The following is a 14,485-nucleotide window of genomic DNA, read 5'->3' as shown; positions in this document are numbered from 1 at the left end:
TCGAAGTTCATGTAGCGGTAGATTTCGCCGGCCTTGGCGTTGATGACGCCGATGTTGGCCATGTACTCGTCGACCGTCGGGATCTTGCCGAGCATCGCGCAGATCGACGCCAGTTCGGCCGAGCCGAGATAGACGCGGGTGTCGATGCCGAGGCGGTTCGGGAAGTTGCGGGTCGAGGTCGAGATGGCGGTCGAGCCCTTGCGGATCTGCGCCTGGTTGCCCATGCACAGCGAGCAGCCCGGCATTTCCATGCGCGCGCCGCTGCGGCCGAGGATGCCGTAATAGCCTTCCTCGCTGAGGATCATCGCGTCCATCTTGGTCGGCGGGGCGATCCACAGGCGCACCGGGATGTCGGACTTGCCTTCGAGCAGCTTGCCGGCGGCGCGGAAGTGACCGATGTTGGTCATGCACGAGCCGATGAAGACTTCGTCGATCTTGTCGCCGGCGACTTCGGACAGCAGCTTCACGTCGTCCGGGTCGTTCGGGCAGGCGAGGATCGGTTCCTTGATGTCGGCGAGGTCGATGTCGATGACGGCCGCGTATTCGGCGTCGGCATCGGCCTTCATCAGTTCGGGCGCGGCGAGCCACGCTTCCATGCCCTTGATGCGGCGCTCCAGCGTCTTCGCATCCGAATAGCCGTTCGCGATCATCCACTTCATCAGCGTGATGTTCGAGTTCAGGTATTCGGCGATCGGCTCCTTGTTCAGGGCAATCGCGCAGCCGGCGGCGGAACGCTCGGCCGAGGCATCGGAAAGCTCGAAGGCCTGCTCGACCTTGAGATCCGGCAGACCTTCGATCTCGAGGATGCGGCCCGAGAAGATGTTCTTCTTGCCCTGCTTGGCGACGGTCAGCAGCCCCGCCTTGATCGCGTACAGCGGGATCGCGTTGACGAGATCACGCAGCGTGATGCCGGGCTGCATCGTGCCCTTGAAGCGCACGAGCACCGATTCCGGCATGTCGAGCGGCATCGAGCCGGTGGCGGCGGCGAAGGCGACCAGGCCCGAGCCGGCCGGGAAGCTGATGCCGATCGGGAAGCGCGTGTGCGAGTCGCCGCCGGTGCCGACGGTATCCGGCAGCAGCAGGCGGTTCAGCCACGAGTGGATGACGCCGTCGCCCGGGCGCAGCGCGACACCGCCGCGGCTGGAGATGAAGTCCGGCAGCGTGTGGTGCGTCTGCACGTCGACCGGCTTCGGATAGGCGGCGGTGTGGCAGAACGACTGCATCACCATGTCGGCCGAGAAGCCGAGGCAGGCGAGGTCCTTCAGCTCGTCGCGGGTCATCGGGCCGGTGGTGTCCTGCGAGCCGACCGTGGTCATCTTCGGTTCGCAGTAGGTGCCCGGACGGATGCCGGTGACGCCGCAGGCCTTGCCGACCATCTTCTGCGCGAGCGAGAAGCCCTGGCTCGATTCGACCTGCGCGGCCGGACGACGGAACACCGGCGAGGCGCCGAGGCCGAGCTGCTCGCGCGCCCAGTCGGTCAGGCCGCGGCCGATGATCAGGTTGATGCGGCCGCCGGCCTGGACTTCATCGAGCAGCACGTCGGACTTGAAGCTGAACTCGGCGATGACTTCGCCGTTCTTCAGCGCCTTGCCGTCGTAGGGGCGCAGCTCGACGACGTCGCCCATGTCCATCTTCGACACGTCGACTTCGACCGGCAGCGCGCCGGCGTCTTCCATGGTGTTGAAGAAGATCGGGGCGATCTTGCTGCCGAAGCAGTAGCCGCCGAAGCGCTTGTTCGGGACGTAGGGGATGTCCTCGCCGGTCCACCACAGCACGGAGTTGGTCGCGGACTTGCGGCTGGAGCCGGTGCCGACCACGTCGCCGACGTAGGCGATCGGGTTGCCCTTGGCCTGCAGCGCGGCGAGCTGCTTGATCGGACCGACCGAGCCGGGCTGATCGGCTTCGATGCCCGGACGCGGGTTCTTCAGCATCGCCAGCGCGTGCAGCGGGATGTCCGGACGCGACCAGGCATCGGGAGCCGGGGACAGGTCATCGGTGTTGGTTTCGCCGGTGACCTTGAATACGGTGACGGTGACGCTCTCCGGGACCTTCGGGCGGCTCGTGAACCACTCGGCGTCGGCCCAGGACTTCAGCACGGCCGCGGCGGTGGCGTTGCCGGCATCGGCCTTGTCCTTGACGGCGTTCTTGTAGTCGAACATCAGCAGCGTGTGCGACAGCGCCTTGCCGGCGGCGGCGGCGCATTCGGCGTCGTCGAGCAGGTCGATCAGCGGCTGGATGTTGTAGCCGCCGAGCATGGTGCCCAGCAGCTCGGTGGCGCGCACGCGGTTGAGCAGCGGCGAGCTCGCCTCGCCCTTGGCGACGGCGGCGAGGAAGGCGGCCTTGACGTAGGCGGCCTGGTCGACGCCGGCCGGCACGCGGTGGGTCAGCAGGTCGAGCAGGAAGGCTTCTTCGCCTGCGGGCGGATTCTTCAGGAGTTCGACCAGGTCCGCGGTCTGCTGGGCGGACAGCGGCAGGGCCGGAATGCCCTGGGCAGCGCGTTCCTCGGCGTGTTTGCGATAGGCATCTAACACGGTTTAAACCCCCTCGTTGCGTGATGAGCTGCCGGCGGGCAGCGGGTCTGGAAAACCCCGATCCATGAAGCGATGTGAAGCGCGGTTCGTGCTGCGCCTCGCTCCGGCTGCGGCTCTGTGGCCGCTTGTCCGGAAAAATCGCGGCAGTCTAAACGGAATCGGCGCACGCGGAAAACCGGAAGCCGTTGCGGCATGCGACATTGTGGACATTCCCCGGGGGCTGGATGGCTGACAGTGCGCAGCGCGCAGGCCAGACTCGGGGTCAAAGGACCGGCAGCAGACCGGCCGTCATGAGCAGGGGAGTCTCCACACCATGTCCATTTCCGATCCCGGTCGCGTGCCGGCCGCCCAGGCGGCGACGCGCCTGAATCTCGGCCAGCTGCTCTGCAACGCCTCGCGCCAGTTCCCGCAGCAGCTCATCGTGCACGGCGAGCGGCGCTTCACGTATGCCGAGTTCGGCCGGCGCGTGCACCGGCTCGCTGCCGTGCTCGATGCCCTCGGCGTGCGCGCCGGCGAGACGGTCGCGGTGCTCGACTGGGATTCGCACCGCTACCTCGAAGCCTTCCTCGCGGTGCCGATGCTCGGGGCGGTGCTGCACACGGTGAACGTGCGCCTGTCGCCCGAGCAGATCGCGTGGACGATCGAGCATGCCGCGGACGACGTGATCCTCGTGCATGAGGACTTCCTGCCGCTGCTCGATGCGATCCGCCCGCGGCTGGCGCACGTGCGCCGCTTCGTGCTGCTCTGCGATCACGCCGGGGGCGAGGCCCTGGGCGGCCTGCCGTTTGCCGGCGAGTACGAGGCGCTGCTGGCGGCGGCGACCGGGGACTTTGCCTTCCCGGAGGTGGCCGAGGATGCGCGCGCGACGACCTTCTACACGACCGGCACCACCGGCCTGCCGAAGGGCGTGTTCTTCAGCCACCGCCAGCTGGTGCTGCACACGCTCGGCGTGCGCTCGACGCTTTCCGGCACCGGGCAGGGCCACATCGGCGCCGACGATGTCTACATGCCGATCACGCCGATGTTCCACGTGCACGCCTGGGGCATGCCGCTGGTGGCGCTGTCGATGGGGCTGAAGCAGGTGTATCCGGGCCGTTACGAGCCGGCGAAGCTGCTCAGGCTGATCGTGCGCGAGGGCGTGAGCTTCTCGCACTGCGTGCCGGCCATCCTGCAGATGCTGCTGAACTGCCCGGACGGCCGCGAGATGGATCTCGACGGCTGGAAGGTGCTGATCGGCGGTTCGGCGCTGCCGGAGTCACTGGCGATCGCGGCGCTGGAGCGCGGCATCGACGTGTTCGGCGGCTACGGCATGTCCGAGACCTGTCCGATCCTCTGCGTTGCGCAGCTGACGCCCGAGGTCCTGCGCCGGCCCTTCGCCGAGCAGGTGCGCATCCGCTGCAAGGCCGGGCGCGCCGCGCCGCTGGTGCAGCTGCGCATCGTCGATGACGAGATGAACGACGTGGCGCACGACGGCATCGCGCAGGGCGAGGTGATCGCCCGCGCGCCGTGGCTGACCGAGGGCTATCTGCACAATCCCGAGGCCGGCGCGGCGCTCTGGCGCGGCGGCTGGCTGCACACCGGCGACATCGGCACGATCGACGCCGATGGCTACCTGAAGATCACCGATCGCCTCAAGGATGTCATCAAGACCGGCGGCGAGTGGGTGTCGACGCTGATGCTCGAAGACCTGATCCTGCGCCTGCACGAGGTCGCCGAATGCGCGGTGGTCGGCATCCCCGATCCGCGCTGGGACGAACGGCCGCTGGCGCTGGTCGTGCTGCGCGGCGGGGCCAGCCTGGACCCCGCGATGATCCGCGCGCATCTGGCCGGTTTCGTCGCCGAAGGGCTGATCCCGAAGTACGCGCTGCCCGAGCGCATCGAACAGGTCGAGGCGATTCCGAAGACCAGCGTCGGCAAGCTCGACAAGAAGGCGATCCGCGCGCAGTACGCCGGCTGAGCGCGGCCGGCCGGCCGGCTTTCAGTGCCGCGCGAGGGCTGCCACCAGCACCAGCGCGAACTGCACGCCGGCCACCGCCAGCAGGCTGCGCCACAGCCGCAGCGCGCCGCGACAGCGCAGCGGCAGCGGTCGCGGGCCGGGCTGCGACGGATACAGGCCGAGTGCCGGCAGGCAGGCATCGAAGCGCGTGAAGCTCGCCTCGTCGGCATCGAGCGTGGCGAACAGCCGCGCATCGAGCGCGACGCGCAGCGCCAGCCAGCCGCTCACCGGCCACAGCGCCAGCGCCAGTCCGCAGCAGAGCCGCGTCGTGCCGCTGGCCGGCAGCGTGGCGAGCAGCGCGGCACCGGCGAGCAGCGCGCTGCCGTGGCCGATGGCGGCAGCGACCCGGCCGGCATCGAGCAGCGCGGCGGTGACGGCCACGGCCATTGCCGGGTCGGGATCGATGTCGCTCATGTCGCTCATGTCGGCAGCCCCCGGGTGCCCGCCCATTCGTTCAGCCTCGCCAGATGCGCGGGTTTCAGTACCACGCGCGGGCGGGACTTGCGCACCTGCCCGACGGCAGCCGCGAGGCTGTCGGCGCGGCCGCTCGCGAACAGCCACGCAGCGCTGACCAGGGCGCTGCGCGAATAGCCGAGCGCGCAGCAGACCAGCGTCGCGTGCCGGCCGCCGTGCAGGCCTTCGAGCGCCTGCACGGCGGCCTCGATCTGCGCCGGCTCCGGCGGCAGCAGGTCGAGCATCGGCACGCCGCGGCTGGCGACGCCGCGCCGGTCGACCGGCAGTTCGGCGCTCAGGTCGAGCAGCGCATCGAAACCGGCGCGTTCGCGCTCGCGCCGGCGCGGCACGCGCCCGAGCCAGACGCCGGGAGCGATCTCGGACGGCTCGGGATGCACCAGCGTCCAGAGCCGCGCGTTCAGCCAGGCGCCGAACAGGTACGGCCCGAACAGCACCAGCATCGCCGGGTTCATGCGCCCGTCGTGGCCCTTGCGGAACAGCCGCGGATCGCCGGCGAGATAGATCAGTGCCACCAGCGCCAGCGCCCCGGCCGGCCACAGCAGCAGCCAGCCGAGCCCGCCGGCCCAGGCGCCGGCCACGGCACAGGCCGCGGCCCCGAGGCCGTAGCGCGCCGCGAGCGCGATGCGCCGGGCATCGGGGCGGCTCAGCGCCGGCAGCGTGCCGTCGGTCGGGAACAGCGCGATCGCGAACAGGCCGAGCCACATGCCGGTCGGCACGTCGATGAAGTGATGCTGCCAGGTCGTCAGCACCGACACGCCGATCAGCGCGAACCAGACGTGCAGCAGCCAGCGCCAGCGCCGGCCGGTGTGGGCATCGAAGCGCACCCACAGGATCAGCAGCAGCGCGATGTGCAGCGACGGCGCCTGGTTGTACGGCAGGTCGAAGCTGCCGAGCAGCGCGTACAGCGCCCCGGGCAGGCCGTCGACCGGCGGGCGCTCGAACGTGAAGCGCAGCGGCACCAGCACGAAGGCGCTGACCGCGACGAGCTGCGCCGTCAGCAGCCGCCGGCCGTGCGCGTCGAGCTCGCGCCGCGTCGTGCAGACGAACAGCGACAGCGCGTAGAGCAGGTCGATCGACCAGTACGGCAGGATCGTCCACGGCCAGAAGGGGATCGCGTGTTCCCAGTCGAACACCAGGCTGCCGACGCCGGCGCGCCGGCTCGCGAGCCAGTTGGCGGCGCCGTAGCTCAGGAAGAACAGCGGCCCGAGGCCGGCGAGCCAGAGCAGCGCCCGCGGCCACGGGCGGGCTTCGTGCGCCCCGGCGGTACTTCCGGTGGCACTTCCTGCGGCACTCATGACGCCCTCCGCACGGCCAGCGACACCGTGAAGATGCCGGCATCGTCGATGAGCTGCGTGCACTTGTCGAAGCCGGCCGCGGCGACGAGCTGGTCGAGCTCGCCCTGCGTGCGCCGGCGCATCACCCACGGTGCGCCGCCACGGTGGCTCGCCAGCGCGCGCGCGATCAGTTCGAGCTGCGGATGCCAGGGCTGGCCGGTGTAGATCAGGAAGCCGCCGGCTTCGAGCGCCGCGGCGAGGCCCGACAGCGACGCTGCCAGCGGCGCGTTGTCCGGGTACAGCTCGTAGAGGCCGGAGACGATCGCGACGGTGGGTTTCGGTGTCAGCGCCGCGAGCGCGTCGCGATCGAAGGCGTCGCCCTGCTCGAAGCGCACCGTGGCCGCCAGCCCGCGTGCGGCGATCAGCTGCCGGCCGGCGGCGACGTTGATCGGGCTGTAGTCGCGCAGCAGCACCGAATCCGCCGCTTCGAGCGGCTCGGGCAGCGTCGCGAGGCCATCGAGCACGTAGCGGCCGTGGCCGGCGGCGATGTCGACGATGCGCACCGGGCGGCCCGCGCGGCGCAGCGCGCGCACGGCATCGGCGAGCAGCGCCTCGACGTGCTGCTTGCGGATGCGGATGCCGGCCCAGCCGGCCGAATCGAGGTGCAGCCGGTCGATCAGCCGTCCGGGCGGGCCGAAGCCGGCCGGGCGGTTGCGGTAGACGGCATCGAGCGTCGAGCCCGAGTCGAAGCCGGTCTCGTGACCGATGCGGATCGATTCGGCGAGCCGGGCGCCGAGCGCGAGGCCGGCGCGCACCGCCGCGTAGTACGGAATCTTCCACGAGCCTTCCGGCAGCGGCGCCTGCAGCCGCCGGTATTCGTCGAAGGTATGGCCGTGGCGGTCGGCCGTGCGCAGGTCCGGCCGCTCGAACGGCGCATCGAAGCACTTGCGCACGAAGGCGCGCACCAGCCCGATCGCCTCGCTGCGGCGCAGTTCGCCAAAGGTGTCGTGATAGAAGCCCGGCAGCTCGTGATACGCCTTCACCTTCGAGCCGAGCCGCTCGAAGAAGCGCCGCTGCGGCGCGCGGTGCACGACGAAGTCGGCGCCCGAGACCAGCACGAGCACCGGCAGCGTGATCGCCGCGGCATCCTCGACCACGCGCTCGCCGGCCTCGTACAGCCCGAGCAGCATGTTGACGGCGATCGCGCGCGTGATCAGCGGATCGGCGTCGTAGCTGGCGATGCGCGCCGGATCGTGGGTCAGGAACTTCGCCTTCACGTACGACTGCACCTCGAAGTTGCCGCCGAGCGCGTAACGCAGCCGCAGCGCCGGGCGCGCCAGCGGCACGTACAGCTTGACCTTGAAGGCCGGGGCCGCGAGCACCAGCGCACGCACCGGCGGCGCGTAGTCGTGCGCCCAGGTCGCGGCGATCACGGCGCCGACGCTCTGCGCGATCACGACGAGGTTCTCGGGCGCGATGCCGTGCCGGTCGCGGAGGTGGCGCACGAAGGTGTCGAGATCGCCGGTGGCGGTGGCGATGCCGGGACAATGACCGCGCCGGCCCGGCGAACGGCCGTGTCCGCGGGCATCCCAGGCGAACACCGCGAAACCCGGCAGGTCGAGCTCATCGACCACGTGCTGCAGCCGGCCCGAATGCTCGTGGCCGCGGTGCAGCAGCAGCAGCGCCTGCTCGCCGGGGCCGTCGAGGGCCGGCCAGTGCCGGTAGAACAGCGCGCTGCCGTCACGCGTGTCGAAGTGCAGTTCCCGGGGTTCGCGCATCGAGGGCTCCGTCGTCGGGCGGGGCGGGGGAATGCGCGGGGGCCGGCCGCGCCCGACAAGCATGGCTGCCGGTTGCCGGACTTGCTGCAATGCCGGTGTGTGCGGTGGCGGATCAGCCGGCCTGTGCCCGGGGCCAGCCCGCAGGCTCACGCTTCAGTCGCCACCGCCGCCGCCACAGCCCCCGCAGCCGCCACCGCCGCTGTCGCCACCGCTGTCCCCGCCGCCGCTGTCGCTGCCGTCCGATCCACTGCCCGAATCGCCGCCGCCGGAACCGGCCGGCGCCAGTTGTTCGGCGAGGTCCTCGGGCAGCAGATGCGCGACGGCCGCCACGCCAAACAGTGCCATGACCAAGGCGAGGCGCGGATCCTGCCGCGATTCGACGGTGCGGGCCGACAGGCCGCTGCGCAGCTGTTTCAGCACGGCGTCGCCGTGGCGGCTGCGCGGCACGGCCTTCAGCAGCAGCACCAGCGTTGCGATGCCGAGCACGAGGCAGCAGACGACGAGGAAGCCGACCGGTCGATGCCGTGACAGACCGATCGCGAGCTTCAGCAGCCCGAGCAGCAGCACCGATCCGGTGCAGGCGGCCGGCAGCAGCCGGACCATCGCCGCCTGCACCGGCGTCGGCAGCAGTCCCTGCGGGCGCAGCCGTGCATCGAGTTCGGCGCAAAGCACGGGGCGGACACGGCGGTGCAGGCCCGGCGGCCGGCCCTCCAGCGTCAGGGCCCCGAACACCTTGCGTTCGATCGGGTCGCGCAGCTGCGGCCGGCCGCAGGCCTGCAGGCGCAGGCCGTCGGGGCTGACGCCGATCTCGCCGCGCAGCGCCATCACGGCCAGGGCCGTATCGACCGTGCGCCCGGCGCCGCCGGCGAGATATGCGGTTTCGTAGACATCGAGCCGGGGCTGGTGGCGCGGATCGGGACCGGGCAGACGCAGCCAGCGGCGCAGCAGCATGGCCAGCACGAGGCTCGCCAGCATCAGCGGCACGTAGAGTCCGAGGAAGTGGCTGCCGTCGTAGTCGAGCGGGTTGTCGAGTGCGCCGGCGCTGTCGCTGACGAGCCACAGCACCGGCAGCAGGCCGAGGCAGGCGCCACGATCCGGATGCTGGCGACGCAGGAACGATGCGCTCATGACTTTCTCCCGGGGCCGCGGACAGGACCTGGTGCGGGTTCAGAGGCAAGGCCGAAGCGGGCCAGCGTCCGGCGCAGGCTGCGCAACAGCCGCCCGAGCCGCCGGTGCAGCACGAAGCGCCAGGCCTCGGGGCTGCGCGGCAGCAGCCAGCAGGCATGGCGGTTGACGCGCACGAAGCCGAGATCGCGCCCGAAGCGCAGTTCGGGTGCCGGCCAGAGATCCGCCGGCGGCGGGTGGCCGAAGCAGCGTTCGTAGCTTGCCAGCGTGCGCCGGTACTGCTCGTCGTAGCGCCCGCCCTCGGCCGCACCGCCGCGGGTCGGACCGTGGTGCAGGGATCGGCCGAGGACCTGCGGGCAGAAGTCCAGCCAGTACATGCGCGTGTAGACGAGGTGCAGGTGCCAGACCTGATCGACCTGGTCGGACGGTGTCACCGGATGGCCGGCAGCGAGCGCGAGGAAAACAAAGCGCCGGTATTCGTCGATCGCCCGCAGCGCGCCGCGATGCGTCCAGCCGTTGTCGCGCGCCAGACGCCGGCTGAAGGGCAGTGCCGCCTGCGGATCGTCGAATTCGTAGGCGAGCAGCCGCTGGTACAGCGCCGCGAGGGCCGGGTCGCGGCAGGCCGGCGGCAGGGCCGCGGCGCAGTCCGCATCCGCGTCCGCGACCGTGGGTGTGCTCAGGGCCGGCGGTCCGGCATCGTTGGCCGCGGTGCCGGGCCGGTGCGGGTCGGGGTTCATCCGCTGCACCCGCTGCCGCAGCCACCGTCACCCCCGCTGTCGCAGCCGCTGCCGCCCGGATCCAGCCCGGCATCGAGCCCGACCGGTGCATCGTCGTCGCTGGCAGGCGGGGCCAGCACGTGACCGACGCCGCCGGGCACGAGACCGCGCACGGCCGCAGCCCCGCAGAGCGCGAGACAGAGCAGCAGCGCCGGATCGCTGCGCTGCCATCCGGGGTCGGGCGCATGGCGTTCGCGCAGCGCGGCGAGCAGCGCCTCGCCGGCGCGGGTCAGCGGCTGCGGATGGCCGGCGGCGAAGATCAGCGTCGTCACCGCCAGCGAGGCGACGGCGATCACGAGCGGCACGACCGGCTGCTGGTGCAGCAGCCCGAAGCCGATGCCGGCGAGGCCGGCCAGCAGCACGGTGCCGGTCAGCAGCGCCGGCCAGCGGCGCAGGCGCTGCAGTGTCCGGGCGTCGTGCAGCAGGCCGAGCGCGTGCAGGCGTCGATACAGGGCCGGAGCGATGCGCAGTGCCGCGACGCGCCGCAGGTGCGCCGGGCGGCCGTCGCGGGCGATGGCGGCGAGCACGGCGCGTTCGAGCGGGTCTTCCGGCGTGCCGCAGATTTTCGTCGGTTTCAGCGCCTGCCAGTCCTGGGTCGTGATCAGCCAGCCGCGCTGCGCGAGGCTCGCGCAGGCGACCTCGACGACCCGCGCCTCGCCGCCGGCGAGGAAGGCTGCCTCATACGTCGTCAGCAGCGGCTGCGGTCCGGCAGCGGAGACCTTCGGTCCGCGCAGCCACTGCTGCAGGCCGCGCGCAAGCAGCACCGACAGCACGGCGAGCGGCACGAACCACGCCAGCAGGCCGTGGCCGGTGTGCGTCAGCGACCACGGCAGGCGCAGCCAGGCCAGCGAGGAACAGCCGCCGAGGGCGAGCGCGAAGCACAGCAGCAGTGCGCGGCCGGGCCGGCGTGCGGAGCGGCCGCGCGAAGCGGCGGGGGAAGGACGATCAGGGCCGGGCATCCGACAGGTATAGCGCGTCGGACGCCGGCGGCACCGGAGCGTCCGTGAGTTCCGTGTCGACCAGATAATCCCCGAAACCCCCTTCGTCGCCGAGCAGCGTGTCGTCCTCGATGGCCGCATGGCGGGCGGCAGCGGTGCTGATGCCTTCGGCGCGGGCGAGGGCGCAGGCTTCCTCGATGAAGCTGCGCACGGCCGCGGCGACCAGGGCATCGGCCGTGTCGCTGAACATCGCGAAGACCCGCGGGAAGTCCTCGCCGATGGGCTGATCCCAGACGAAGTGGTAGTCGATGACCTCGCGCAGGCGCTCGCGCACCTCGGTGTCGAACAGTTCGTCATGGGTTTCGGCGATGGCATCCAGCTCGTCGAGGAAAGCGGCGTAACGGCTGCGGAAGTCCATGGTCGGGCTCCTCTGTGGGCGTGCATGCGGGCGGGCGGAGCGGGCGCCGGTGCCGGCCCGGCGCCCGTGACGCGAAAGCTACGCGCCGCAGGTTGCGCTCCGGTGTCGGGGCCGGTGGCGGTGGCTGGCACGCCGGCACCGCAGCGGTGCGGCGCCTATGCTGCGCGGCGGCCCTGCTGCGCTGCAGCGCCTGCATCCGCACCGCTGCTGCCTGCGTATGGCCTTGCGCATCTGCGCCGGCCGGGGGCCATCCCCGCAAGCGGGCGAGACCCGATCCGGTGCCGGCGGCGGCCGGAAAGCTTGCGCTGCTGCCTGTCCACCGCCCGCCCGTCGCCGGAGGCCTCCCGCATGAATCGCCGCAAGCTGTTGTTCGCCTTTGGCTTCATCGCCCTGATCGCGGGGTTCTTCGCGTCAGGTGCGGGGGAGTGGCTGAGCCTTGCGGCGCTCAAGGCGCGCCACGGCGAACTGCTCGCCTGGCGCGACGCGCAGCCGCTGACGGCGGCGCTGGGCTTCGCCGGCCTCTACATCGCGGTCACCGCGCTGTCGGTGCCGGGCGCAACGGTGCTGACGCTGGCCGCCGGGGCGCTGTTCGGGCTCGGCACCGGCACGCTGCTGGTTGCGATCGCGGCGACGACCGGGGCGACGCTGGCGATGCTGGTCGCGCGCTTCCTGCTGCGCGACGCCATCCAGGCGCGTTTCGGCGAGCGCATCCGCGCGCTCGATGCCGGCATCGAGCGGGACGGGGCCTTCTACCTGTTCACGCTGCGTCTGGTGCCGGTCGTGCCGTTCTTCCTGATCAACCTCGCCAGCGGGCTGACGGCGCTGCCGGTACGCACCTACGTCTGGGTCAGCCTGATCGGCATGCTGCCGGGCACGGTGGTCTACGTGAACGCCGGCACGCAGCTCGCGCGGGTCGAGTCGCTCTCCGGCCTGCTGTCGCCGGGGCTGATCGCGTCCTTCGTGCTGCTCGGCGTGTTCCCGCTGCTCGCGCGCCGCGCGCTCGATGCCTGGCAGGCGCATCAGGTCTACCGGCCGTGGCCGAAGCCGAAGCGCTTCGATCGCAACCTGATCGTGATCGGTGCCGGTTCCGCCGGGCTGGTCAGTGCCTACATCGCGGCGGCGGTGCAGGCGAAGGTGACGCTGGTCGAGCGCGCCGAGATGGGCGGCGACTGCCTGAACCGCGGCTGCGTGCCGTCGAAGGCGCTGCTGCGCACGGCGCGCTTCCTGGCCGAGCAGCGGCGTGCGCCGGATTACGGTATCGGCGAGGCCAGCGCCCGCTTCGACTTCGCCGAGGTCATGGCGCGCGTGCAGCGCGTGATCGCGGCGGTCGCACCGCACGATTCGGTCGAGCGCTACACCGGTCTCGGCGTCGAGGTGCTGGCGGGCACGGCGCGGCTGCTGTCGCCGTGGACGGTCGCGATCACGACGGCTGATGGCAGCGAGCGCCGGCTCGACACCCGCGCCATCGTCATCGCCACCGGTGCCCGGCCGTTCGTGCCGCCGATTCCCGGGCTCGAAGAGGGCGGCTATCTGAGCTCGGACACGCTCTGGGCGCTGCAGGAATGCCCGCAGCGCCTGCTCGTGCTCGGCGGCGGGCCGATCGGCTGCGAGCTTGCGCAGGCCTTCGCGCGCCTCGGCGCCCGCGTCACGCAGGTCGAGATGCTGCCGCGGCTGCTGGCGCGCGAGGACGCGGACGTGTCCGCGCACATCGGCGCGGTATTCGCCGCCGAGGGCATCGACGTGCGCTGCGGCCACCGGGCGCTGCGCTGCGAGCGCGACGCCGGGGGCGGCCGGGTGCTGGTGGCCGAACACGCCGGCACCGAAGTGCGGCTCGGTTTCGACGCGATCCTGGTCGCCCTCGGGCGCGCGCCGGTCACCGACGGCCTCGGACTCGAAGCCCTCGGCATCGGGCTCACGAAGTCGCGCACGATCGAGACCGATGCCTTCCTGCAGACGCGCTTCCCGAACGTGCTGGTCTGCGGCGATGTCGCCGGGCCGTACCAGTTCACGCACACGGCCGCGCACCAGGCCTGGTATGCGGCGGTCAACGGCCTGTTCGGGCAGTTCAGGCGTTTCCGGGCCGATTACTCGGTGATCCCGTGGGCGACCTTCACCGAGCCCGAGATCGCGCGCGTCGGCCTCAACGAGCAGGAGGCGCGCGAGCGTGGCATCGCCTTCGAGAGCAGCGTCTACCGGCTCGATGATTCCGACCGGGCGCTGGCCGAGAGCGAGCCGCAGGGCTGGGTGCGCGTGCTGACCGTGCCGGGGCGCGACCGCATCCTCGGCGCGACCATCGTCAGCGCGCACGCCGGCGAGACGATCGCCGGCTTCGTGCTGGCGATGCGCCACGGGCTCGGGCTCGAAAAGCTGCTCGCGACCATCCACGTCTATCCGACCTGGGCCGAGTCCGGCAAGGCCGTGGCCGGCACCTGGAAGCGCGCGCACGCGCCGCAGCGCCTGCTCGGCTGGGTGCGGCGCTACCACGACTGGCGGCGCGGCTGAAGGCGGCGTCTGCGAAACGCAAGGCCTTCAGTCGACGGTGAGGGCCGGCACGACCGTGAGCCGCGCGTGCGGCATCCAGCCGAGCGTGGCGTCATAGCCGCCTTCCTCGGCGTTCAGGCGCACGATGCTGCCGGCCGGCAGCGCCGTCGACGGCTGGCAGTGCTGCCAGCGGCCGGCGGCACGGTCCCACAGCCAGCGCTCGCGGCGCAGCTTGCGCACCGCCACCGGCGGTGCCGGGCAGAGTTCGGCGGACTGCGGCGCTGCCTCGCTGCCACGCAGCCGCCAGAGCACGTTCAACACCGGGGCCTCGTGGCCGCCGGTGGCGGCTTCACCGCCATCGAGCGCGACCAGCCGCCGGTCGGCCTGCAGCTGCGCCGCCACCGCCGGGGTCGCGACCAGGATGCGGCCGCCGGCCGGTGCGTTCAGCAGCGAGGCGGCGAGGGCGGCGCGATGGGCGCTGCGAAAGCACGGATGCACGGCGACCAGCGCCGTGCCGGGCGCGAGCTGCTGCAGCTCGCGCAGGATCGAGCGCACCTGGGCGAGAGTGGCCGGCACGCCGAGCGTGGTCGTGCCGGGGCGGTGCGCATCGAGCAGCGCGGTGGCGGCGTGCAGCGGCAGCGGCGGCAGCACGGCATCGGCCTCGCAGCCCGTGGCCGGCAGCACGCGCACGCGC

Annotated in this window: 11 protein-coding genes; 2 read left to right on the top strand and 9 right to left on the bottom strand. The window is 71.9% G+C overall.

The annotated features are described in order from the left end of the window. Nucleotides 1-2,531, bottom strand: a 2,531-nt coding sequence (gene acnB, locus PKE44_RS06925; protein WP_324549422.1) for a bifunctional aconitate hydratase 2/2-methylisocitrate dehydratase, incomplete at its 3' end; no start/stop codon positions are given. A 313-nt stretch (nucleotides 2,532-2,844) separates the two neighbouring features. Here acnB and PKE44_RS06920 point away from each other — a divergent pair. After that, on the top strand, nucleotides 2,845-4,488 hold the full coding sequence (locus tag PKE44_RS06920; RefSeq protein WP_324549420.1) for a fatty acid--CoA ligase: 1,644 nt from the start codon (nucleotides 2,845-2,847) through the stop codon (nucleotides 4,486-4,488). 21 nt (nucleotides 4,489-4,509) lie between these two features. On the opposite strand, the gene PKE44_RS06915 is transcribed toward PKE44_RS06920, so the two are convergent. The 7 genes from PKE44_RS06915 to PKE44_RS06885 form a co-directional block, all read right to left on the bottom strand. Next, nucleotides 4,510-4,950: a hypothetical protein gene (locus tag PKE44_RS06915; protein ID WP_324549418.1), complete on the bottom strand. Its 441-nt coding sequence runs from the start codon at nucleotides 4,948-4,950 to the stop codon at nucleotides 4,510-4,512. Beyond that, complete coding sequence (locus PKE44_RS06910) at nucleotides 4,947-6,296, bottom strand: phosphatase PAP2/dual specificity phosphatase family protein (RefSeq protein ID WP_324549416.1); 1,350 nt, start codon at nucleotides 6,294-6,296, stop codon at nucleotides 4,947-4,949. Before PKE44_RS06910 ends, PKE44_RS06915 begins: the two co-directional genes overlap by 4 nt. After that, the gene (locus PKE44_RS06905; protein ID WP_324549414.1) at nucleotides 6,293-8,053 is read right to left on the bottom strand and encodes a bifunctional alpha/beta hydrolase/class I SAM-dependent methyltransferase; all 1,761 of its coding nucleotides are present in this window, start codon (nucleotides 8,051-8,053) and stop codon (nucleotides 6,293-6,295) included. The genes PKE44_RS06910 and PKE44_RS06905 overlap by 4 nt, the downstream gene beginning before the upstream one ends. 153 nt (nucleotides 8,054-8,206) lie before the next feature. Continuing rightward, nucleotides 8,207-9,181, bottom strand: a complete 975-nt coding sequence (locus tag PKE44_RS06900) for a TIGR04222 domain-containing membrane protein (RefSeq protein WP_324549412.1) — start codon at nucleotides 9,179-9,181, stop codon at nucleotides 8,207-8,209. Further along, a complete protein-coding gene (locus tag PKE44_RS06895; protein ID WP_324549410.1) occupies nucleotides 9,178-9,915 on the bottom strand; it encodes a hypothetical protein in 738 nt (245 codons plus the stop codon). The genes PKE44_RS06900 and PKE44_RS06895 overlap by 4 nt, the downstream gene beginning before the upstream one ends. Beyond that, nucleotides 9,912-10,913 carry a TIGR04222 domain-containing membrane protein gene (locus PKE44_RS06890; RefSeq protein WP_324549408.1) on the bottom strand — a complete coding sequence of 334 codons (1,002 nt, stop codon included), beginning with the start codon at nucleotides 10,911-10,913 and terminating at the stop codon, nucleotides 9,912-9,914. Before PKE44_RS06890 ends, PKE44_RS06895 begins: the two co-directional genes overlap by 4 nt. Further along, nucleotides 10,900-11,310, bottom strand: a complete 411-nt coding sequence (locus tag PKE44_RS06885; protein WP_324549406.1) for a hypothetical protein — start codon at nucleotides 11,308-11,310, stop codon at nucleotides 10,900-10,902. The genes PKE44_RS06890 and PKE44_RS06885 overlap by 14 nt, the downstream gene beginning before the upstream one ends. A gap of 348 nt (nucleotides 11,311-11,658) precedes the next feature. Between PKE44_RS06885 and PKE44_RS06880 the strand changes: the two genes are divergently transcribed. Next, nucleotides 11,659-13,812 carry an FAD-dependent oxidoreductase gene (locus PKE44_RS06880; RefSeq protein WP_324549404.1) on the top strand — a complete coding sequence of 718 codons (2,154 nt, stop codon included), beginning with the start codon at nucleotides 11,659-11,661 and terminating at the stop codon, nucleotides 13,810-13,812. A 27-nt stretch (nucleotides 13,813-13,839) separates the two neighbouring features. Here the strand turns inward: PKE44_RS06880 and PKE44_RS06875 are convergent. Then, on the bottom strand, nucleotides 13,840-14,485 hold a 646-nt coding region (locus PKE44_RS06875; protein ID WP_324549402.1), incomplete at its 5' end, for a hypothetical protein.

The sequence above is a fragment of the Plasticicumulans sp. genome, assembly GCF_035331805.1.
In the GTDB taxonomy this organism is placed as follows: Bacteria; Pseudomonadota; Gammaproteobacteria; order Competibacterales; family Competibacteraceae; genus Plasticicumulans.
This window is presented reverse-complemented; position numbering and strand designations above follow the sequence as displayed.

Bases quoted from the DNA above. Each gene is read 5' to 3' on its own strand.
- PKE44_RS06905 (WP_324549414.1), bottom strand. From the start codon at position 8,053: ATGCGCGAACCCCGGGAACTGCACTTCGACACGCGTGACGGCAGCGCG.
- PKE44_RS06920 (WP_324549420.1), top strand. From the start codon at position 2,845: ATGTCCATTTCCGATCCCGGTCGCGTGCCGGCCGCCCAGGCGGCGACG.
- PKE44_RS06890 (WP_324549408.1), bottom strand. From the start codon at position 10,913: ATGCCCGGCCCTGATCGTCCTTCCCCCGCCGCTTCGCGCGGCCGCTCC.
- PKE44_RS06915 (WP_324549418.1), bottom strand. From the start codon at position 4,950: ATGAGCGACATGAGCGACATCGATCCCGACCCGGCAATGGCCGTGGCC.
- PKE44_RS06885 (WP_324549406.1), bottom strand. From the start codon at position 11,310: ATGGACTTCCGCAGCCGTTACGCCGCTTTCCTCGACGAGCTGGATGCC.
- PKE44_RS06910 (WP_324549416.1), bottom strand. From the start codon at position 6,296: ATGAGTGCCGCAGGAAGTGCCACCGGAAGTACCGCCGGGGCGCACGAA.
- PKE44_RS06895 (WP_324549410.1), bottom strand. From the start codon at position 9,915: ATGAACCCCGACCCGCACCGGCCCGGCACCGCGGCCAACGATGCCGGA.
- PKE44_RS06900 (WP_324549412.1), bottom strand. From the start codon at position 9,181: ATGAGCGCATCGTTCCTGCGTCGCCAGCATCCGGATCGTGGCGCCTGC.
- PKE44_RS06880 (WP_324549404.1), top strand. From the start codon at position 11,659: ATGAATCGCCGCAAGCTGTTGTTCGCCTTTGGCTTCATCGCCCTGATC.